The sequence below is a fragment of the Bacillus sp. D386 genome, assembly GCF_006346415.1.
The window spans coordinates 185,023-206,271 of sequence record NZ_VEMV01000002.1 but is presented as its reverse complement, the minus strand read 5'-3'; the positions used below and the strand labels follow the sequence as shown (position 1 = coordinate 206,271).

Sequence of the window (21,249 nt, the reverse complement as noted above, 5' to 3'; positions counted from 1 at the left end):
ATGATATATAGCACTTTTCCCTATTTTGGTTTTATTAAACAGATTGTCAAAAGAATAGGTATTAATTATTATGAAAATATTTCCTTTTTTATCTAGACTACATAGAAAAGCTAGGTATATAATAATGGTGAAAGTAAATTTATGGGAAGTAGTGTGTATATGTATGGAAACAGAAATGCTAACTATTTTTGATGAATCAGGTTCCGCGATTGGGGTAGCCACACGCGATGAAGTCCATAATAAAGGATATTGGCATCAAACCTTTCAATGTTATGTGGTTGGAAAAGAAAATCATGAAGAATATATGTATCTTCAACTTAGAAGTCATTTAAAAAAAGATTTTGCTAATGTTTACGATATAACTGCAGCGGGACATATTCTTTCAAATGAAACGGTAGCTGATGGTGTAAGAGAAGTTAATGAGGAACTTGGATTAAATGTTACCTATGATCAACTAAACAGCCTTGGTATGTTTCCTAATGTAATAGAAACAGAGACAATCAAAGACCATGAATTAAGTCATGTTTTTCTTTATGAAATGACAGAACCTATGGAGACTTTTATCCTGCAGCCGGAAGAAGTATCTGGAATGGCAAAAGCTCGATTATATGATTTTATTTCTTTTTACAATGGAGATTCAGATCATTTGGAGATTGAAGGCTATAAGCAGGATTCTAGCGGAGGTAAAACCTGGTTTAAGGAGACAATAAGTAAGGACCGGTTTGTACCGCATTCTAAGCAGTATTTTGTTAGCGTGGCAGAAGCTATTTGCTCTAACCGGAAAGCTTAAATCGAGGAAGTGCTTAGAAAAGATAAACGATCGGTAGCATAGTCAACTGAATCTCGGAATGGACATAGAAATCAAAGTAAATTATAACTCAATATATGCCGAGTCTATGCAGCAAGTCTATCAATCTGTGGGCTGGAATAAGCATACAATTGAAATGATTAATCAAGTATTCACAGTAAGCACGCATGTGGCCATTGCTTTTAAAGAAGATAGACTAATTGGTTTTGGAAGAGCGCTATCAGATGGTGTATTTAATGGTGCGATTTATGATCTCGTAGTCCATACAGACGAACAGGGTAATGGAGTAGCTAAGGAAATTATTAACTCTCTATTAACACAATTGAATCCGTATCTTGTATCCACTTAATTTCGACAGTCGGAAACGAGGAATTTTATAAAAAATGCGGATTTTACCCATTGAAAACAGGTATGGCCCGCTATTTGAATCAGGAGTTGGCTGAAACCTATTTGGTTAAATAAAAAAGGGGGAATACAATGTTTGAACAGATTATAACGGAGGCAAATGAACTGCGTGCTCTGATAGGAGAACCAAGTAAACTAGTAAAAAATAAAGTGATTAAACGATTGGATGATCATTGTGTTCATTTCATAAGCAAATCTCCGTTTGTGTTTATTGGTACAACGGATGGAAACGGGAATTTAGATGTTTCACCTAGGGGAGACCAAGCTGGATTTGTTCGAATATTGGATGAAAATTATTTGATAATTCCAGAACGGAGAGGCAATAAAAGAATGGACACCCTATACAATCTTCTAATGAACCCTGGAGTAGGCTTGTTGTTTATTATTCCAGGCTTGGGTGAAACCCTCCGTGTAAATGGAAAAGGGTACGTAGTAAAAGATCCAGACTTGCTTGAGTGTTTAGGTGTTAATGGAAAGACACCAAACATCGGTATTGGGGTTAAGGTAGAGGAATGCTTTATTCATTGTGCAAAAGCATTTATTAGATCAGAATTATGGAACCCGACAACGTGGCCAGATAAAAATTCTCTTCCTCAAGCTTCAAAGATACTTGCAGCGCATGCCAGCAAATTGAAAACAAGAGCTGAAGACATTGAAATTCAATTAAAGGAGGGTTACACAACCAGATTATATTAAGCAATTTTTTTTTTGCTCTCTGATAGTAATCTTATTCTTTCGCCACAGTAAAAATAAGACTGTTTTCGTAAGGATGTGGCTGTTCTTGTTATTTAAAGAAATCACGCGTTAATTCATGTACCTTTTTACATATTTATAGAGTGGTTTTACATCATTAATCGGTTTATTTTTTAATACATTAAGAAAATTGAGGAGCATCATATTGTCGTGTAAATATCTCGAAGTTCTCCCTCAATCTGTAAATCCAGTCTATATATGTTTTAATCAGGATAGAATGTTCATTTCATCGCATATATTTCATCGCCAAATTGCTTCTATCCGAGCTATAATATAATTAAATATTACGAATTGACCCCATTTTTAAAACTCTCCAGCGAAAAAACATTCTAATCTGCCTATTTATATGAATTGAGGTGTTTATATGGAAAAAATCATTGAGGTACGCCGCCTCACCAAAACCTATGGTGACATTACTGCGGTGAATGATATTGATTTTTATGTAGAGCAAGGAAAGCTGTTTGCCTTCCTCGGTCCTAATGGCGCGGGCAAAAGCACGACAATTGATATGTTATGCACGCTCTTGAAGCCAGATAAAGGAGAAATCATCATCAATGGCTTTCAGATTGCTAAAAATGATTCAAAAATCCGTGAATCAATCGGGGTAGTCTTCCAGGAAAGTCTGCTCGACCCTCTCCTGACTGTACGGGAAAATCTCCTAACAAGAGCCAAATTCTATCAGATTCCAAAATCGGAGCTCAAATCCAGAGTGGAACAAGCAGCGATTGCAGCTGATGTCATGGACTTTATTGATCGCCCATACGGAAAATTATCAGGAGGACAAAGGCGCCGCGCTGATATAGCAAGAGCTCTTGTGAACACACCGAAGGTTCTTTTCCTGGATGAGCCGACTACCGGTCTTGACCCCCAAACAAGAAGAAGTGTTTGGGAGACGATTACGAACCTGCAAAGAGATCAGGGACTGACTGTATTCTTGACGACACATTATATGGAGGAAGCCGCCTCTGCCGACTATATCATGATTATTGATGATGGAGAGATTGTGGCAAAGGGAACTCCTTATGAACTGCGAAATACATATAGCTCAGATATGCTGAAAATTGAACCGATTGACTATGCTGCTCTCGATGAGCTTTTTCAAGCCAATGGAATCAGTTACAAAAACGAGCATCAACTGATGATCATTAAAATAGCGAATACAAAAGAGGCCCTCTCGATTCTAAAATTGGCAGAGCCCTTGATTGCAAATTTTGAAGTGATGCATGGGACAATGGATGACGTGTTCATCGAAATCACAGGAAAGGAAATACGTGCTGATGTTTAATTTAGCAAAGCGTAATCTAAAACTATTTTTTCGGGATAAAAGTGCGGTCTTCTTCTCCTTATTGGCCGTCTTCATTATCATTGGCTTATATGTCCTCTTTCTTGGAGATACCATTGCAGGGGACATGACCGAAATTAAGGAAGCTCGATACTTAATGGACAGTTGGATTATGGGCGGTCTTCTTGCCGTTACCTCTGTCACGACGACAATGGGCGCTTTTGGCACAATGGTAGAGGATCGGGCAAATGGCAATGCAAAAGATTTCTATGCTTCGCCATTAAAAAGGTATCAAATCGCTGGTGGTTATGTAATCAGTTCATTTATGGTCGGCCTCATCATGTGTATGGTCACTTTTGTCTTAGCGGAGATATATATTGTCGCAAACGGTGGGGAGCTTTTGCCACTCATAGGTATGTTAAAAATCATTGTGTTGATGTTCCTATCGGTTCTAGCCTCAAGCGCAATGGTGTTTTTCTTAGTTAGCTTCTTTTCAAGTGTTAATGCATTTGCAACTGGCAGTACGATTATCGGGACATTAATCGGGTTTCTTACCGGCATTTACATACCAATTGGCAATCTTCCTGATGCTGTACAAATGATTGTGAAGATCTTTCCGGTCACCCATGCAGGCGTCTTATTTCGTCAGGTATTTATGGAAGAGCCCTTAAAAATATCATTCGACGGTGCACCAAGTGCTGCAGTCGATGGTTTAAAAGAAGAACTGGGTGTTGTGCTGACATATGGTGACTTTACTGCCCAAGGCAGCACGCATATTCTTGTCCTGGTAGGAGTCACCATTTTATTTTTCGCTCTTGCCGTATGGAATGTATCACGAAAGAAATCTTAGCAGGGGACATAGTTTCCTGCTTTTTTCATGCACTAATATAGTTATCTTTTTCCTGAATCAATTTCATGTTAATCCAGCTAAATTGCCCTTCACCGCATCCTCAACCAGTATTTTTTAATAATGACTCTTATTCGATTATTATATCGAAGCTGTATGATCCTTTCTTATTCCCTAAAGCTTTAATTAGAATCAATATTAGGGAATGTGAATTGCAAATATTTTCCTAATATTTGATATAATGGTAGAGGTTGGAGAGAATTGAAAGTAAGAGGAATTACTATAAAGGTATATTTTTATAATTCAAACAGCAAAAATACCATTAACAAATACCGCGGAAAAATGATAATAAGGGGCGAATAAATTGATCAAAACCACTGAAGAATTGTTAATTGCTCTGCGAAGTGTTATTCAAGAAAGCCGAGTAACGACCAATCATACTATTTTAGAACAACACAGCATAGATGAATCGTATCATCGTGCTAGTCTGCCTGATATAGTAGTGTTTCCGACAAACACAGAAGAAGTGAGGGAGATAATTACTATAGCGGATCAATATAAAGTGCCGATTGTGCCATTTGGAAGGGGAACAAGCTTGGAAGGGCATGTTATTCCTTATGACCATGGAATCATGATTGACTTTTCTCTTATGGATAAAATAGTAGAGGTTAGGGAGAAGGACTTTCTTGTGAAAGTTCAACCAGGGGTGACGCGTTCTCAGTTGAATAAAGAGCTGAAAAAATACGGATTGTTTTTCTCCGTAGATCCGGGAGCAGATGCAACACTTGGTGGGATGGCAGCTACAAATGCCAGTGGAACAACATCTGTTAAATATGGAATTATGCGTGACCAAGTTCGGGATTTAGAGGTTGTTCTCGCAGATGGCACAGTGATTCATACAGGAAATTTAGCAGAAAAATCTTCTTCTGGCTATCATTTAAATGGTGTATTTGTTGGTTCGGAAGGGACACTTGGATGTTTTACTGAATTGACATTAAGAGTGTACGGTATTCCTGAAAATATTATGGCAGCGCGAGCATCCTTTAAAACAGTTAGTGATGCTGTTGAAGCAGTCTTGAATATTTTACAAGCGGGAATTCCAATTGCAAGAGTTGAGCTCGTAGATGAACCTTCTATGAAACAAGTAAACCTTCATAATAAGACGGCCTATCTGGAACAGCCAACCTTATTTTTAGAATTTGAGGGGAATGAGGCGGGCTTAAAGCAAGATGTTGAATTTATGAAAGAGATTGTGGAAGCTCACAATTGTGAACGTATTGAATTCGAGACCGATAATGCTGCTCGAAATCAGCTATGGGAAGCTCGCCATAATCTAGCTTACTCCTATATTCACGGACACCCAGGAAAAAAACTCATGATAACCGATGTTTGTTTGCCCCTTTCCGAGTTAGCAGGTGCTATTGCTCATGCAAGAGAAACACTTGATTTGTTAATGCTTACAGGCGGTGTTGTTGGGCACGTCGGTGATGGCAATTTTCATGTTCTGTTAATGATTGATATGAATGATTTTGATGAACTGAAAAGAGCTGATCAATATAATGAAATGATTGTCATGTATGCACTTGAACGAGGAGGAACTTGTACAGGAGAACATGGTGTCGGCATTGGGAAACAGAAATACCAAGAGAAAGAACACGGAGAAGCACTGCTGGTGATGGAAAAGATTAAACGGGTACTAGATCCAGATAATCTTCTAAACCCAAATAAAATTTTTAAAATAAAGAAAGAGAAATAAATAGATTGGTAGAATTTGTTCTAACCTTGATAGCTCTCTTAAGATAGAGACATGTATTGGTGGATGAGTTTTTATAATGATAACAGGAGGGTTTTAGGGGTGGAATTACAACAATGGTTTGAAAAAGGTTTAACAACGGAACAGTATATCGATGGTATGAAAACAAATAAAGAAAATCTCCTAAAGGTATATGAATCGTTCCATCTATCAGGGGAGAGTAAAGAGGCGCTTTTAACTATACCGCCCACTGGGATTAAGGTTATTGTGTTGACAGAAGATTGGTGCGGGGATGCAATGGTAAATATCCCGATTTTACTGCGTATTGCAGAGGCAACAAATATCGACGTTCGTTTTATCCTGCGTGACAGCAATTTAGAGTTAATGGATCAGTATTTAACCAATGGAACGGCTCGATCGATCCCGATTTTTATTTTCATAGATGAGGATGGAAATGAATTAACCGTCTGGGGACCACGCGCTGCTAAAATTCAACAAAGCTTTGAGGAATTGAAATCACAGTTACCAAGCGCAGATGCCCCTGATTTTAAAGAAAAACAACTTGAGATGTTCAAAGAATTTGTAAATAAATTTACGGTGGATTATGATACTTGGCATGTTATTGCAGATAGCATTATTAGTAAGTTAAAAGAAATTAAGTAGCGAGTGATTCATCTAAAAGTATTAGAAGAGGATATATCACCGAGAAAAGCTTAGGCGACATACAAGGACGGGCTTCAATGATTCAATAGAATGGAATCCAGCCATAAAATTTTGACAATCATTTAACTTCAGGCTTCGGTAATTAGGAACTTAAAATCTAGATAATTGAATGTGTAGAGAAAATATTTTTGGAAAGGACAGAAGGAGCAGGCTTCCCAACAAGAAGAAACCTGCTTTTATATATGGGCCATTAAAAAATGTGAAAGGATTGCAAAGTCAATAAAAGACGGTGGAACTGCAAAGTTAGTCAAGTACTCAAAGGAATAGAATGCTGGTTATATGAAAGGATTTTTGAATTGGAGAAATATAAAAAAAGAAAGTGTCCGTTTGTTATTTCAATTGCTGCTGTTTCAGGTGGAGGAAAAACGACCATCACCTCTTACCTGAAAAATAATTTGCAAAATAGTGGAACTCTATCCTTTGATGATTATGATTTTAATGGTCCCAATGACATGATTAATTGGATTGATAATGGAGGTAATCCAGATGATTGGGATTTATCACCGCTTCTTACAGATATAAAAAAGTTAGTTAATGAACCGCTGGATTACATAATAGTAGATTTTCCATTCGCTAATTTACATAGTCAAATGAAGGAAATTATTGATTTAGCAGTATTTATTGATACTCCACTGGATATTGCCATGGCACGAAGATTAACTCGAGATTTTAGAAATGGTGCCGTTGAGGAGATTATGATGGATTTAAATTACTACATTGGTTGGGGAAGAAGGGGATATCTTCATATGTTGAATACGATCAAACCAATTTCTGACCTCATTGTAGATGGAACATTACCTGAATATGAGATTGTAAATATTATTACTAAAAAAATAGAAACATAGTTGATTTTAGGGGGTAAACATGGTGAATATACGCTATGTAACAACAGAAGAGGAAAAGCAAAAGGTCTTGTCAGCCTATTTTAAAGAAGGTTTGAGTGGTCAATTAGATACTTTTCCGAGTAAGGAGAAAAGAAAGCTGATCATTTTACAAAATATAAGTGAACGTTTTGAACTGGGGAGAGTATATTCAGAAATAGAAATTAACGAAGTATTGAAAACAATTTACGGTGATTTTGCAACAATTAGAAGAGAGCTTATCGTGTATGGATTTATGAATCGCAGCACGGATTGTTCGGAATATTGGATAAAAGAAGATTAAATGGATAAAATTTATATTGAGCAAGCCAAGCAAAAATGTTAGGGGATAATAGGATATTTAAATTATGTTGAATGATGAACTATTTAGTCTCACCCTTTGGAGACCGGTATTCTATCAAACTATAGCGAAAGTCCACGGCTGTCAAATTGACGGTCTTCTTTTATGCTGTTAAAGAGCAGTTTAGTTGAAAACAAATAGTGGATTGATAAACTGGAATAAGTGTATATTTATACCATGAGTGTAATAATGATACTAATTTGATTAGTAGGTTTTGTAATCATAATACAAGTATACTGCATGAAATAAAATTTTATTTACATAATATGATTATTATACGGCAATCATTTCTTTTGACCGACGAAAAAGGGTATCGGATAACTAATTATATAAATTATACAACTAAGGGTGAGGTAGCATGAAAAACTTATTAAAAAAGATAACCCGATTTTTCAAAACAGATAAAGAGTTATTTATTGAAGAATTGAACGATTACCGCCAAATGTTAGATGATGCTATAAAAATTTTAGAGGAGAACATTCAAATTTTAAAGTTAGCATTAGCAAAGCATATAGAAATCGGTCATTACTTGGATATGAAACAATCGAACAAGCTTATTCGAATTGAAAGTATAAATAAGTTAGTCACACAGTATGTGGATCATAAGAAAGATACAGCTGCCAGGGAAATGATTCGAGAAAAAGTTAAGGAACAGCAGAAATTACAATGTCTGAATGAAATAATAGATATGCATAATCAAAGAATCCAAGAATATCAATATAGGCTAAATAAAGCCCTTTGTGTTTTAGATAATGATAAAAGCAATCGAGAAGCTTTTATTATCAAACAGAAAATAGCATTACAGGAATTGGTGATTTCTGAAAAGTTAGACAGAGGGAACTGCAAGAAGCATATTGAACGGATTAAAAGGGAAATTATCGATAAAGAGTCCTATAAAGAACTTAATCCAAAAGAGGATACAGTAAATGAAGTGTTAATAGATAGCGAGATTGAGAAGGAACTTTCCATCTTTAAACTGAATTACTCTTCAAGTAATGTGTAAACCCTTTAAAATCAAAAGCTTATGTTGAGCTTTTATGAGGTTAGTTTTGGTCGGGCTAATCGAATAAAGGTTTATGATGCCATTAACGTATGAATATTAAGATTGAAGACAGGGAGATTATTTCTCTGTCTTTTTTACTTTTCCATTTAGGACTTCGCTTTCTTGCTGTTAAGAATGATCATTGCCATACTATCTTGTTCGATATTATCTTGGTTCAGTTTATCAACAGAAGAATTGAATTGAAGTAAGGATAATTACAACGATAACGAATGGAGTAAATTATAAATGGTGATAATTTAAATATTTTAATAATTCAAACAATTAAAGTATAATAATGGAATATCTGGATATTTTTATTATTTCTACAAAACATTACATATTTCTCTTGAATGGGATGGAAGGTGAGGGATGGTAGTTGAATTATTCGTTACATCCACTTGGAGACCGAGCAATTTTAATTGAATTTGGCAAAGAGATAGATGAAGAGACCTATAACTCTGTCCGAAAGATAAGCAACATATTGGAAAGTGAGCAACCTGAGTGGCTGATTGAGGTGGTTCCCGCGTATACAACACTTACCTTATTTTATTCTCCTGAATATGTTTATCGAGCATTTCAGGAAAGTCGGCTACCATATGAAATAATCACTAGTGAATTAAAAAGATTGCTAGACCGTCTTCAACCATCAATTAAAAACGAACAAAGAAGAGTGAAAATTCCAATTTGCTATGGCGGAGAATACGGTCCGGATCTAGTATATGTGGCTAAATATAATTATTTAACTGAACAGGAAGTTATTGAGATTCATTCAAGTGGTGATTATCTTATATACATGCTTGGTTTTGCACCTGGATTCCCCTATATTGGAGGAATGTCTAAGGAAATTTCAGCACCAAGAAGAAAATCGCCAAGACAAAATATACCCCCGGGAACGGTAGGAATTGCTGGTGAACAAACAGGAATTTATCCAATTGAAACACCAGGAGGTTGGCAGTTGATTGGCAGAACTCCTCTGAAATTATTTAATCCAACTGATTCGTCACCCACTTTATTGCAAGCTGGGGACCGGGTTCAATTTAAACCAATTAGCCATGAAGAGTATGTCAGTCTGGAGGGGGAACGGCAATGTTAATAATTGAAAAATCGGGTTTGTTAACCTCCATTCAGGATTTAGGAAGGTATGGATTTAAAAAATATGGGATTATCACAGGCGGAGCAATGGATCCGTTATCTCATAGAATGGCAAATCTGTTGGTCCAGAATCATGAAAATGAACCGACGATTGAAATGACCCTCTATGGTCCAACTATACGATTTTTAGAGAATACGATAGTTTCTTTGTGCGGAGGAAACTTATCCCCTTCTTTAAATGGCAGGCCAATGCAAATGGCAAGTCCTATTCACATTCAAAAAGGGGATGTTCTGACATTCGGCCAGCCTAAGACAGGATGCCGTGCCTATTTAGCAATACGCGGGGGCATAAAGATTCCAAAAGTGATGGGGAGCTATTCCACTTATTTACGTGCACAAATAGGGGGATTCAAAGGGAGACCTTTGCAAAAGGGCGATCACTTAGGGGCTGGTCCTTTAAAACTTGAGAGGGATGTAATTAGCACGAAGTGGTTTGCTTCGGACTTGTTGCATATAGAGCCAGAAGGCCGTAAAAAGGTAAGGGTTTTAAAGGGCAGGCATTTTGAAGAATTTACAAAAAGGAGTATAGATGCCTTTTCTAAGCAATCTTATAAAATATCTCCTCAATCAGATAGAATGGGTTATCGTCTTGATGGAGTCTCGCTTGAACTTTTTAAGCAGAAAGAGATTATTTCAGAAGCCGTCACTTTTGGGACGATACAGGTTCCTGCAAATGGGAAACCAATTATATTGATGGCTGATAGTCAGACGATCGGCGGCTATCCAAAAATAGCAGAAGTTATTTCGGTTGATTTGCCAGTTGTTGCCCAGGCAAAACCGGGTGATTCTTTGCAATTTGAATTCGTCACATTGGATGAGGCGCAGCAGCTTTATATTAATCAAGAAAAACAACTGAAAATTTTAAAAAGGGGAATTGGGATGAAATTTAATAAGGGAAAACAATATGTATAAGATTGACATTAATTGCGATATGGGAGAAAGCTTTGGGCAGTATCGATTGGGGCGAGATGAAGAGATACTAAATTATGTATCTTCAGCTAATATAGCCTGTGGTTTTCATGCAGGCGATCCATCGACAATGAAGAAAACAGTACGGTTAGCGCTTTCGAAGGGAGTTGGAATAGGAGCACATCCGGGTTTTCAGGATTTAATAGGTTTTGGGCGCAGGGAAATGAGGGTTAGTCCTGAGGAAGCCTATGATCTGGTAATCTATCAAATCGGTGCATTATATGCGTTTACAAAGGCAGAGGGAGGCAAGCTACAGCACGTAAAACCGCACGGAGCTTTATTTAATATGGCGGCAAAGGATGTTGCTCTGTCCGAAGCCATTTCGGAAGCGGTATATGATGTCGATCCTGAATTGATTTTATTTGGATTATCCGGTGGAGAATTGGTGAAGGCGGCCAAACGTATTGGTTTACGTGCTGCCAGTGAGGTTTTTTCAGACCGCACTTATCAGGCGGATGGAACATTAACCTCCAGAACGGAAGCCAATGCATTGATTAAAGATCCAACAAAAGCCATTCATCAAGTTGTTCGTATGGTGAAAGAGCAGAGGGTTACTTCCGTTCAGGATGAGGTGATAACGATAAAAGCAGATACAGTCTGTATTCATGGAGATGGAGAAAACGCGTTGGAATTTGCAAAGCAAATCTCAGAAACATTAAAAAGAGAAGATATCGAAATTCAAAAAATAGATCGTTTCATAAATGAATTGATATAAAAAATCTCTTTGGAAGACATTTGAATACAGCTGGTTGTTATTCTAACTAATGAGCCAAAGCTGGATGGGGGAGTCGTATGAAAAAGAAAGAATCGCATTTGAGTATTTTAGTAGGGGCTGCCTTTTTAATGGCCACATCAGCGATCGGCCCAGGATTTTTAACACAAACGTCTGTATTTACTGAACAGCTATTGGCGAGTATGGGCTTTGTTATTTTGATATCCATTATTATAGATATTGGGGCACAGGTGAATATTTGGAGAATTATAGCTGTATCAGAAAAGAGGGCGCAGGATATAGCGAATGAATTACTACCGGGATTAGGTTATTTTTTAGCTACTTTAATTGTATTAGGGGGATTAGCATTTAATATTGGGAATATTGCGGGGGCAGGACTCGGTATCAATGTAATCACTGGGGTCGATGCAAAATGGGGTGCGCTTTTAAGTGGATTAGTTGCGGTAGGAATATTCTTAGTTCGTGAGGCTGGTAAAGTAATGGATCGGTTTGTACAAATTATGGGCTTTATTATGATTTTTCTTACTGTTTATGTAATGTTCACAGCTAATCCTCCCTATGCCAAAGCTCTTGTACATACAGTGTGGCCTGATGAGATTAATCTGCTGGCGATTGTCACATTGGTTGGAGGAACAGTCGGTGGTTATATAACTTTTGCGGGTGGGCACAGATTAATTGATGCCGGGTTGACTGGAAAACAAAATTTACCTCAAGTTACTAAGAGTGCGGTTAGTGCCATTGGCATTGCATCCATCATGCGAATATTTTTGTTTTTAGCAGTATTGGGAGTGGTTTCACAGGGGTTTGTTTTGGATGCCGGTAATCCGGCAGCCTCTGTCTTTAAGCAAGCTGCAGGGAATGTAGGATATAAAATGTTTGGGGTCATAATGTGGGCTGCTGCCATTACTTCAGTTATAGGTGCAGCATATACATCGGTTTCCTTTATCAAAACCTTTAGTAGTTTTGTTGATCGTTATCAAAAATGGTTTGTCATAGCTTTTATCGTTATTTCAACGGCAGTGTTCGCGACAATTGGCCAGCCTGTACAGATTCTCGTGCTGGTGGGGGCATTAAATGGTTTGATTCTTCCTGTGGCTCTTGGTGTTATGCTAATAGCAGCCTATAAGAAGAAAATAGTAGGAGACTATAAACAGCCTTTATGGCTTACTGTTTTTGGTGTAGTTATCGTTATTGGTATGGCGATAATGGGAGGTTATTCACTCATTAATGGTTTGTCACAATTGTTTTAGTAAATAATCTTTGATTAATGAGTCTCAATATCATTTAATCCATTGAGAAGTTATAACATCTAGATTTTAATCAAAACCCTAATTTCGTTCATATAATCTTTGTGAAAATCAGGGTCTTTTTATGTAATGTTCCGCATATATGGTTCGTGGCACGGATTCATTCATCGGTTAATTTTCCAGGAAAGGAATCAACTTATTGTATATTATATTCACCCCTGTTTATCAGCGGTGATTTAAGCGGATTTCCTTAGAGTTTTGCGCCTTTTTATACACCTTAAATTTATGGTTATTATACGTAAGTGCGTGGAATAAAATTTCATTCTACATCAACACAAAATGTTTTGTCAATAATTAATTTGTAAAAATATCAAAAAAATGGTATAATAGTTTTACAGTTGTTTTTTATCGTATTTCAAATTCCGCTGGACTTTTCTTTACAGATAGAATTTGCATACGTTTTTTTTTATATACTTTTATAAAACGAAGGAAAATTCAGATGTTTTTTAAGCTTTAAAGTAAGTTAGTTGAATAAAATTTTCAATAAACTATTTATCCCGTTCAAACTGGTGCTAAGACTCCGCCTTCAAACGTAAGCAGAAGCAATCACGGTTAAGGCGGAGATAAGCGTCGGTAAGAACCCGATTGGTTCAACGAATGCTCGGGAGGGGATGAAAGAAAACCTTCACCGAGCAAAGTTTCACTTTATTAGTAAACGAGTTTTTATATACAAGGAGGACTTTAATAATGAATCTAATCAATAAGAAAGTTACACACAAACGTTTTGGAACGGGTAGTATAGTTGGGCATAATGAGTCTAAAATTGAAATAAATTTCGAATCGGAAAATAAAATGTTTGTTTACCCTGATGTTTTTGGAGAGCATCTAAAACTACATGATAAAAGTGATGCTAAGTCACTCGAAGAAATTATACAAAAAAAGGAAGATGAACTAAAAGAGGAAGAATGGAAAAAGGAAGAAGAAAAAAAACTACAACGAAAAAAACAGGAACTTCGCGTAGAACACGAAAAACTTATGAAGCATCATAAGCTACATCCTGAATCACAAATGGTTTTTTGGTGTGACACAGAAGAACAGAATAGTTCTCTTTCAGAGTGGAAGGTTTTTTCGGGTGTAATAAAAAGCGGTAAAAACAAAGGAAATCCGAACAAGCCAGTCCGTTTACATCAAAATAGCGCTGTCCTGTTAACTGCAGTCGATTCCAATATGTCTGAAAAAGACAGACGTATCTTAGGTGTCTATATGGTGCATGAAAATTTTGTCGGAAAGATGTGTGAAGATGGAATTATTCCTGCTCATTCAAAATACAGAATCCAACTTACAGAAGAGGAATCAGATCAGTTGGCTTTCTGGGAATATTATGTAAATGAGAAAAATCCAGAAAAAATGACATGGAATACAGGTAAATACCGTTATTTCGATAATTTATGGATGGCTCAAATTTTACTTGCTATCATTTCGTTGAAAAGTGACCCGAATGAACGAGAACTTGCACAGCAATTCTTTAATCATTTTTGTAAAATGAATCAGATCATGGAACAAGATATACCAAAGCCTAATGGCGCTATAATGCGTACTTAGACGCTAGTCTAAAGATTAGTTGAAAACGAATAAAAAATAGCGAGCATATGTCATTAAAACCAACAGGATCATGTGTACACACATATAGTATACTCTAGGTTGAGTGAATGACACAGATTGAAACAGTTTTAATTCGAATGAAAGTACCCTAATCTCTGAGCGGAGATTAGGGTTTTTTTTATGCCGTGTGAAAAAGTGAAATTAAAAATCTGATTTTTGATTTATAGGTATATGAACCACTTGATGTTATATTAAAATATTGGTGGAGACGTATATATAATTAATTTTATACTGTGAGTGGTTACTGAAGTGTAGATATATTTAAAAATTTGAATAGCTCTTTGGCAAACTATATTTGTTTTCGTGAACAATGAAACCTCAGTAAGAGAAGCTGGAACATTAGAAATTTGATTTTTTATTACCAAGGTAATGCTAATGACTTAAAGGTTGTTACAGTTGTCTGTCTAAATTTCCTTTCGTTTTTTAAGCCTTGAAATAGTGAGTTGAGTAATGAGAGAGAGGGATTATTTATGATTGGTGCGATTATAGGTGATGTTGTTGGATCTCGTTTTGAATTTAATAATCATCGTAGCAAGGAATTTGAGTTGTTTACCGAAGAGTGCCGAGTAACGGACGACAGCATTATGACTCTTGCGATTGCTAAAGCTTTTATGGAGACAGAAGGGTCTATTCACTCTTCTATCACTGCAGGGGATTATGACGGTGAGTACGAGACACTTCTTGAGAATATGTCGATTACATATATGCAAGAATTGGGGCGTAAATATCCGAATTGTGGATTTGGTGGGATGTTTGCGAAATGGGTCTTCAGTGAGAATCCCGAACCTTATAACAGTTTTGGAAACGGGGCAGCAATGCGAATAAGTCCTGTAGGATTTTTAGCAAGAACCGAGAACGAAGCAAGGGATTTATCTAAGATTGTTACCAGAACAACCCATAATCATGAAGAGGGAATAAAGGGTGCTGAGGCTACCACAGTAGCTATATTTATGGCAAGGCAGGGGTTAACCAAAAATGAAATTAAAAATAGGATTAATTGTGATTACTATCATTTAGATTTCTCAATTGATCAAATCCGAGACACATACGTGTTTAATGAGATATGCCAAGAGACCGTTCCGCAAGCGATTGTTGCTTTTTTAGAATCAACGTCCTTTGAAGATGCAATTCGTAATGCCATTTCGATTGGTGGAGATAGTGATACTCTGGCAGCCATTACCGGCGCTATAGCGGAAGCGTATTACGGAGTACCTGAAACCCTGAAGGAAAAGGTATTAACCTATTTGGATGATGAACTGCAGTCTATTTACGATGACTGGTGTCTTTATAAGAACGAACATCACTCTGGTAAGTTCACAGTACTAACAAAATATATACCTAAAATTTGTGATACGGATTCCTTTGGTGAATGGTTTATAGATCGAGAGTATAATGAAACACTAGGGCAATCCATCCAAATGCCATATGTCATGTATAAAAAGCTTATAAATTTATTTGTTAAGGAATTCTATCACTTTTCTGAATCCCATCCGGAATACAATTTGACCAGTTACAGTGATATTTTGGAGAGGAATGGTCTTAAATGGAATCAGGAAGCAATGCGTAATGCGGATGAGGATTCTCTCGATGCCCAATGTATCCTTGCACTCATTATGGGTGCCACTCGAGCGGAGCGATTCAGCGAGGGGGTTCTGCTAAGCTTTTTTGAGAATGGATGCATGGTGAAGTGGCTAAAAAGGTTGAAAACGATTGATGAGAATAATTCTACTGGTATTAATGGAATTTGTTAAACTGGTGAGTATCCGGAAAGAAGAATGTTAAGTACCAATATTGTGTAATTAATAAAGGATTATATCCAGAGTATTTTAAATAATCATCTGGGCGTAATCCTCACGTATATGTATCAATACATAACAATCGCATACTTTTTTTCTTCTTCCTCTTCATCAAAGATAAAGGCAAAGTTAAGTGTCACATCCACTCCATCTTCTGTTAACCAATTAAAAGGAAAAGTGGCAGGCTGAGCACTAGTTGTTAATCCATGCTTTAAAATTACCTTTCTTTCGAATGTGCTGAATGCTTCTTCAAGTCCGTGCTCCTGAAAATCGTATTCTGTTATTAAATAATTTTTTAATAAGGGCCAGCTGTAAAATTCAATCACGATAGAAACTCCTTTATTTGTATAGAATCAGGTTTATTATAAGTGTTGCTTGATGGATAAACAAATTCAAGTGCTTGATTACAACATATACATAAGTTTGAACCATTATTCTAAGAGCACAATGGCAGTAAAGCCTTTGTGTTTTTATTCGTTATAAAAATTAATATACGATATTTGATACCGTAGCTGTTAATTCACTTTTTATCTTTTATATAATTACAAACTTTAATCTGACCAACCAATCAGGTATAAAAAATCGTTAAATAACTTGAATTAACGTTTAATTATAAGAATTTAGAGAAATTATATTAATATAGAATAAATGCTCTTATTAAGAGAAATAGACTTATAAAATCGAAAACAAGCTAATGTGAAGGAGAGAGGGCAAATGGTCAAAGGACTAGGAATTGACTTGGGAACAACTTTTTCATGTGTGGCGTATATCGATGAAAACCAAAATCCAATTGTATTAAAAAATGCAGAAGGCAATGCTACAACACCATCTGTTGTTTATTTTGAATCACAGGAAAATATTGTAGTAGGAGAAGTAGCAAAACAAAGCTTGGTATCTGAACCGGATAATACGGTAGCCTTTATTAAGCGTGATATGGGGAAAATAGACGATGAAACAAAGGCGCCAATTATGAGAACAATTCATGGAATAAGTATGTCTCCACAAGAGATTTCGGCAAAGATTCTTACGAAAATAGTCAAGGATGCTAATGCTGAGCTAAGGAAAATAGGGAAATTAAGTGATGGAAATCCAGATATTAAGGATGTGGTGATTACCTGTCCTGCCTATTTTGGTATGGCTGAAAGAGAGGCAACTAAGGCTGCAGGCAAGATTGCAGGTTTAAATGTAATGAATATTATCCCAGAGCCTACAGCTGCAGCATTAAATTATGCTCATGTTAATAAGGGTAAAGAACAAACCGTTATGGTTTATGATTTAGGCGGAGGTACATTTGACGTTACGATTATTGAAGTCCACGATGGTATTCCGCGAGTTATTTGTACAGATGGTAGTCATACATTAGGCGGGAAAGATTGGGATGATGCACTTGTTCAATATTTTGCTGAAAAATATATAGAAGAAAAGGGTGAAGACCCTAGAGAAAACCTGGATATCTTACAGGAGTTATTTTTAAAGGCGGAACAAACTAAAATAACTCTGAGCAACAGAGAATCAGCACCAATTATGATTATTGGTGATTCAGGACGAATAAACTTTACGATGACACGCAACGAATTTGATGAAAAAACGAAGGATCTATTAGAAAGAAGTATTAGTTATACAGATAAATGTTTGAAAATTGCTGCAGCGAAAAAATATGGAAAAGATATTGAAGCTATAACGAATGAAGAAATAAATAAATATCTTCATGAAGAACTTACCGACATATTATTAGTCGGGGGTTCTTCCAAAATGCCTCAAGTATCAAAATTAATTCAGAGTAAATATGGTATTAAAGCAAAAGAAGCAGACTTGGATGAGGCTGTTGCAAAGGGAGCGGCCATTTGTGCAAGCAATGATTATGTGGAATTCAGTGAAGAAGACTGGCAATTGGTAAAAAAATCAGTTGGCGAGCAAGATTATGATTTTGTGAAAGAAGCGATTCAGGAGGGAAATGAAAGCATAATCAAACAGTATGAAGATGTACTGCCAAGACATATGGTTCAAAAGCAAGAATCGCGTGGCATGATTTTTACAAATGTTTCTCCAAGAACATACGGAACAGCAGCCTATGAAAGCTCTTCCAGAGATAAACTAGTAATCTTTAATTTTATAAAAAGAAATGATGAACTTCCACAAAAACAAACCCTGATGTTTTATACGATGGATGAAGGGCAAGTTGGAGTGGATATTGACGTATATGAATCATTTACTATGAGTGCAAAGGCTGAACTTGAAGAAGGTAATAAAATTGGATCAGGAATACTTGAGTTTCCAAATAGCATGCCGAAGGGAACACCTATTGAGATCACACTTCGCATGAATAGTGCTGGTTTATTGGAAGTTAGTGCCTTTCATAAAGAAACAAATAGTATGTATAATGGTACTTTTGATGTTTCGAACTCTTTATCCACTGAGGAAACAAAACGAGCTATAGAACGTAATAAACACCAATCATTCAATTAAGAAGAAAATCATACAACCTTGGAATGTGGTGATTGATATGACGAATGATAATTATTTTGATTTGTTTAAACTTAAAGTGGATGAGTCGCTGATATTAAATCCTACTTCTGAGTATGAAGAGCAAATAAATAAAGCTTTTTTAGAAACGGAAAACAGATGGAAGCAATTAAAGCTAAAACATTTAGGTAAGAAAAGCGATGAAGCGTCTGAAAATTTAAAGAGATTGAAAGCACATGAATTTGATATTTTAAAAAATCCGACAGAACGACAACGGTATTACTTGAAAATTAAAGAGGAGAAGCAATCGGAACTAAAAACTAGATTAATCGAATCTAATGAAGAGGATATGGATCTTGAAGCTTTAAAGAAACAATACCATCAATATCTAGATGAATCGGAAATTGAAAAAATAGTCAAAGAGATATTTAAAGCTAAAGAAAGACCAGATGAAGCCATATCAATGAATCTACTTAATAAGCTAGCCATTTATGAAAATGAATTGAAACAGTTAGGAGAAGTGAATTTATTTACTGCTTTTGGATTTGATGAAAAAGCAAACTATGAAACAGTCAAAAATAAAATCAAGCAAAAACAAGATGATTTACAAAAAATATATGATGAGCACCCAAATGATAGTAGTTATAAAAAATATATTAATAAGAAGGATATCCTGAAAAAGTTTGAAAAAGAAGTGTTCTTAACAAATGATTTCAAAGATCACTATGAGGAATATAAACATTTTCTAAAATATTCAATGTTTATCCAATTATTACTGAATATAAAAGATAAGGATATTACTACCATTTATTTCAAAGATATTTTATTGGAGAAAGTAAAAGAAGAAGGTATCGATGAAAAAAAATTCATCTTGTTTTTATTAAAAAACCACAAGTATTTTGGCATTAAAGGTATTTCTCCTGTTACGGATTATTATATCGCCAATGTCGGGCATAAGGATTTTGGAGAGGAAGATACTCAACAAACATTGCAAAAAGTTCTTTCTATAAAAGATTATGAGTATCATTGTGGTCGTGAGGCATTAAAAAATAAAGAGTTTGATAAAGCTTTTGAGCATTTTAAAGAATCTAATATTATTGATCACAGTTATGCACTGTATGAATTAGCTGAATTATATTATACAGGTACAGATAGCCTTCCTAGGGATCTGAATAGGGCAATAAAATTACATGAAGAGGCGATAAATAAAAACAATTCTAAAAAAGGAAATAATAAAAATTCGTTGTATCGGATAAGTCAGATGTGTTTCAGTGGAGAGGGTTGCGTAAAAAATGAACAAGTTGGTTTTAGTCATTTAAAGGAATTTGTCAATAATTTGCATGCTTCGAATGATTTTTACAATCAAGCTCATTTAGATTTAGGTGACTGTTATTATAAAGGGAAAGGCACTACTAAGAATTATAAAAAAGCACTGGTTCATTACAACAAAGTAAGTGATGAAACGGCTAAAGGAAGAATAAGAAAAATAGAGCGAGAGATTACTTATAGACCAATTATAATGATTGGGATAACTTCAGGTTCTTATATTTTATTGTGTTTAGTATCTTTGTATTATTTACAAGAAGTTCTTCCAACTGATTTTAATATAGCTAATGTATTAATCTATTTTGGGATATTATTTGCATGGATGATCTTTACAAGCTTGTATTTCTATATAAATCCATCATGGTTAAATCAACTAATCAAGTTTGATAATATAAGGACACTTCAGGCAAAGATTGTACAATATATATATTTAAATAAAAAGCGGATATTAACCATAGCGATATTATTGTTTGGATGTGTTTGTTTCTTGTTGTTTTACACGGAGGGGTTAATTAAACCTTGGTTAACTGAAGCAGACGTTGGAGAAATCCCGGAATTTTTATCCCTCCTATTAAATTATGGAGTAAACTGGGTTTCTGTGGGAATATATTTAATAGTGTTGTTTCCTCTATATATTATTAAGGAAGTTCATAGTCCAAATGACGCAATTAAGGTCAATGTTAAAACAATCATTTTTGACGGAGTAAAAACTTATTTATTCGCATCAGGTATCTATTATGCTATCCAGTGGTCTGCAGAAAACGTATTAACAGAGTTTAGTGTATTAAAGTATATTGGAATAAGTATTTTTTTGTTGATAATCGTATCAATAATTAATACTACAAAAATAATTAATCGGTTATTTAATGGAAAGTTAACCGTATATGTATTTGCGGTGTTATTGTTGTACGGTTCATTAACTTGTGCATTAGTGGCTGAAAATAACGGGGACTTGCCAATAGCTACTACATTGCTGCAAGTCGCGTTTACCTCTCTTTTTATAGAGACAAAGAACCCATAAATTATTTTTTGACCTTGGGTTAGTCGTTTTGCTAATTAATACAAGA

The 21,249-nt window shown here is 35.7% G+C and carries 19 protein-coding genes; 18 read left to right on the top strand and 1 reads right to left on the bottom strand.

Annotated elements, in window-relative coordinates; all coding sequences use genetic code 11:
• The first annotated feature begins 124 nt into the window (after positions 1-124).
• From FHY45_RS06010 to FHY45_RS05935, 16 genes are all read left to right on the top strand, one after another.
• On the top strand, positions 125-790 hold the full coding sequence (locus tag FHY45_RS06010) for an NUDIX hydrolase (protein WP_180349905.1): 666 nt from the start codon (positions 125-127) through the stop codon (positions 788-790).
• A 58-nt stretch (positions 791-848) separates the two neighbouring features.
• Positions 849-1,157 carry a GNAT family N-acetyltransferase gene (locus tag FHY45_RS06005; protein WP_306821531.1) on the top strand — a complete coding sequence of 103 codons (309 nt, stop codon included), beginning with the start codon at positions 849-851 and terminating at the stop codon, positions 1,155-1,157.
• A 128-nt stretch (positions 1,158-1,285) separates the two neighbouring features.
• Positions 1,286-1,909 (top strand): pyridoxamine 5'-phosphate oxidase family protein, encoded by a 624-nt coding sequence (locus FHY45_RS06000; protein WP_139891165.1) that lies wholly within the window; start codon positions 1,286-1,288, stop codon positions 1,907-1,909.
• Positions 1,910-2,330: 421 nt separating this feature from the next.
• On the top strand, positions 2,331-3,251 hold the full coding sequence (locus FHY45_RS05995) for an ABC transporter ATP-binding protein (RefSeq protein WP_139891164.1): 921 nt from the start codon (positions 2,331-2,333) through the stop codon (positions 3,249-3,251).
• The gene (locus tag FHY45_RS05990; RefSeq protein WP_139891163.1) at positions 3,244-4,098 is read left to right on the top strand and encodes an ABC transporter permease; all 855 of its coding nucleotides are present in this window, start codon (positions 3,244-3,246) and stop codon (positions 4,096-4,098) included. Before FHY45_RS05995 ends, FHY45_RS05990 begins: the two co-directional genes overlap by 8 nt.
• 361 nt (positions 4,099-4,459) lie before the next feature.
• Positions 4,460-5,851, top strand: a complete 1,392-nt coding sequence (locus FHY45_RS05985; protein ID WP_139891162.1) for an FAD-binding oxidoreductase — start codon at positions 4,460-4,462, stop codon at positions 5,849-5,851.
• Between the two features lie 99 nt (positions 5,852-5,950).
• A complete protein-coding gene (locus tag FHY45_RS05980; RefSeq protein WP_066099951.1) occupies positions 5,951-6,511 on the top strand; it encodes a thioredoxin family protein in 561 nt (186 codons plus the stop codon).
• A gap of 356 nt (positions 6,512-6,867) precedes the next feature.
• Entirely contained in the window at positions 6,868-7,416 is a 549-nt protein-coding gene (locus tag FHY45_RS05975) for a nucleoside/nucleotide kinase family protein (RefSeq protein ID WP_139891161.1), read from the top strand.
• Between the two features lie 19 nt (positions 7,417-7,435).
• Entirely contained in the window at positions 7,436-7,735 is a 300-nt protein-coding gene (locus FHY45_RS05970; RefSeq protein WP_139891160.1) for a DUF2087 domain-containing protein, read from the top strand.
• 415 nt (positions 7,736-8,150) lie between these two features.
• Positions 8,151-8,795 (top strand): hypothetical protein, encoded by a 645-nt coding sequence (locus FHY45_RS05965; RefSeq protein ID WP_139891159.1) that lies wholly within the window; start codon positions 8,151-8,153, stop codon positions 8,793-8,795.
• Positions 8,796-9,210: 415 nt separating this feature from the next.
• Entirely contained in the window at positions 9,211-9,927 is a 717-nt protein-coding gene (gene pxpB, locus FHY45_RS05960; protein ID WP_139891158.1) for a 5-oxoprolinase subunit PxpB, read from the top strand.
• On the top strand, positions 9,921-10,898 hold the full coding sequence (locus tag FHY45_RS05955; RefSeq protein WP_066099934.1) for a 5-oxoprolinase subunit C family protein: 978 nt from the start codon (positions 9,921-9,923) through the stop codon (positions 10,896-10,898). The genes pxpB and FHY45_RS05955 overlap by 7 nt, the downstream gene beginning before the upstream one ends.
• A complete protein-coding gene (locus FHY45_RS05950) occupies positions 10,891-11,670 on the top strand; it encodes a LamB/YcsF family protein (protein WP_066099931.1) in 780 nt (259 codons plus the stop codon). The genes FHY45_RS05955 and FHY45_RS05950 overlap by 8 nt, the downstream gene beginning before the upstream one ends.
• 77 nt (positions 11,671-11,747) lie before the next feature.
• Positions 11,748-12,938, top strand: a complete 1,191-nt coding sequence (locus FHY45_RS05945) for an NRAMP family divalent metal transporter (protein WP_066099928.1) — start codon at positions 11,748-11,750, stop codon at positions 12,936-12,938.
• Between the two features lie 744 nt (positions 12,939-13,682).
• Positions 13,683-14,537 (top strand): malate synthase, encoded by an 855-nt coding sequence (locus FHY45_RS05940; RefSeq protein ID WP_066099925.1) that lies wholly within the window; start codon positions 13,683-13,685, stop codon positions 14,535-14,537.
• A gap of 530 nt (positions 14,538-15,067) precedes the next feature.
• Positions 15,068-16,348, top strand: coding sequence for an ADP-ribosylglycohydrolase family protein (locus FHY45_RS05935; RefSeq protein ID WP_139891157.1), 1,281 nt, complete (start codon positions 15,068-15,070; stop codon positions 16,346-16,348).
• A 113-nt stretch (positions 16,349-16,461) separates the two neighbouring features.
• Here FHY45_RS05935 and FHY45_RS05930 read toward each other — a convergent pair whose 3' ends face one another.
• On the bottom strand, positions 16,462-16,719 hold the full coding sequence (locus FHY45_RS05930; protein WP_139891156.1) for a hypothetical protein: 258 nt from the start codon (positions 16,717-16,719) through the stop codon (positions 16,462-16,464).
• Between the two features lie 388 nt (positions 16,720-17,107).
• Between FHY45_RS05930 and FHY45_RS05925 the strand changes: the two genes are divergently transcribed.
• On the top strand, positions 17,108-18,859 hold the full coding sequence (locus FHY45_RS05925; protein ID WP_066099917.1) for an Hsp70 family protein: 1,752 nt from the start codon (positions 17,108-17,110) through the stop codon (positions 18,857-18,859).
• Between the two features lie 37 nt (positions 18,860-18,896).
• Positions 18,897-21,203, top strand: a complete 2,307-nt coding sequence (locus FHY45_RS05920) for an SEL1-like repeat protein (protein ID WP_139891155.1) — start codon at positions 18,897-18,899, stop codon at positions 21,201-21,203.
• The last annotated feature ends 46 nt before the right edge of the window (positions 21,204-21,249 follow it).

What these genes read in the sequence shown, in the direction of transcription:
- FHY45_RS05940 (WP_066099925.1), top strand. Translation starts at nt 13,683, where the DNA reads ATGAATCTAATCAATAAGAAAGTTACACACAAACGTTTTGGAACGGGT.
- FHY45_RS05925 (WP_066099917.1), top strand. Translation starts at nt 17,108, where the DNA reads ATGGTCAAAGGACTAGGAATTGACTTGGGAACAACTTTTTCATGTGTG.
- FHY45_RS05965 (WP_139891159.1), top strand. Translation starts at nt 8,151, where the DNA reads ATGAAAAACTTATTAAAAAAGATAACCCGATTTTTCAAAACAGATAAA.
- FHY45_RS05920 (WP_139891155.1), top strand. Translation starts at nt 18,897, where the DNA reads ATGACGAATGATAATTATTTTGATTTGTTTAAACTTAAAGTGGATGAG.
- FHY45_RS05990 (WP_139891163.1), top strand. Translation starts at nt 3,244, where the DNA reads ATGTTTAATTTAGCAAAGCGTAATCTAAAACTATTTTTTCGGGATAAA.
- FHY45_RS05970 (WP_139891160.1), top strand. Translation starts at nt 7,436, where the DNA reads ATGGTGAATATACGCTATGTAACAACAGAAGAGGAAAAGCAAAAGGTC.
- FHY45_RS05955 (WP_066099934.1), top strand. Translation starts at nt 9,921, where the DNA reads ATGTTAATAATTGAAAAATCGGGTTTGTTAACCTCCATTCAGGATTTA.
- FHY45_RS05995 (WP_139891164.1), top strand. Translation starts at nt 2,331, where the DNA reads ATGGAAAAAATCATTGAGGTACGCCGCCTCACCAAAACCTATGGTGAC.
- FHY45_RS06000 (WP_139891165.1), top strand. Translation starts at nt 1,286, where the DNA reads ATGTTTGAACAGATTATAACGGAGGCAAATGAACTGCGTGCTCTGATA.
- FHY45_RS06010 (WP_180349905.1), top strand. Translation starts at nt 125, where the DNA reads ATGGTGAAAGTAAATTTATGGGAAGTAGTGTGTATATGTATGGAAACA.
- FHY45_RS06005 (WP_306821531.1), top strand. Translation starts at nt 849, where the DNA reads ATGGACATAGAAATCAAAGTAAATTATAACTCAATATATGCCGAGTCT.
- FHY45_RS05945 (WP_066099928.1), top strand. Translation starts at nt 11,748, where the DNA reads ATGAAAAAGAAAGAATCGCATTTGAGTATTTTAGTAGGGGCTGCCTTT.
- FHY45_RS05950 (WP_066099931.1), top strand. Translation starts at nt 10,891, where the DNA reads ATGTATAAGATTGACATTAATTGCGATATGGGAGAAAGCTTTGGGCAG.
- FHY45_RS05935 (WP_139891157.1), top strand. Translation starts at nt 15,068, where the DNA reads ATGATTGGTGCGATTATAGGTGATGTTGTTGGATCTCGTTTTGAATTT.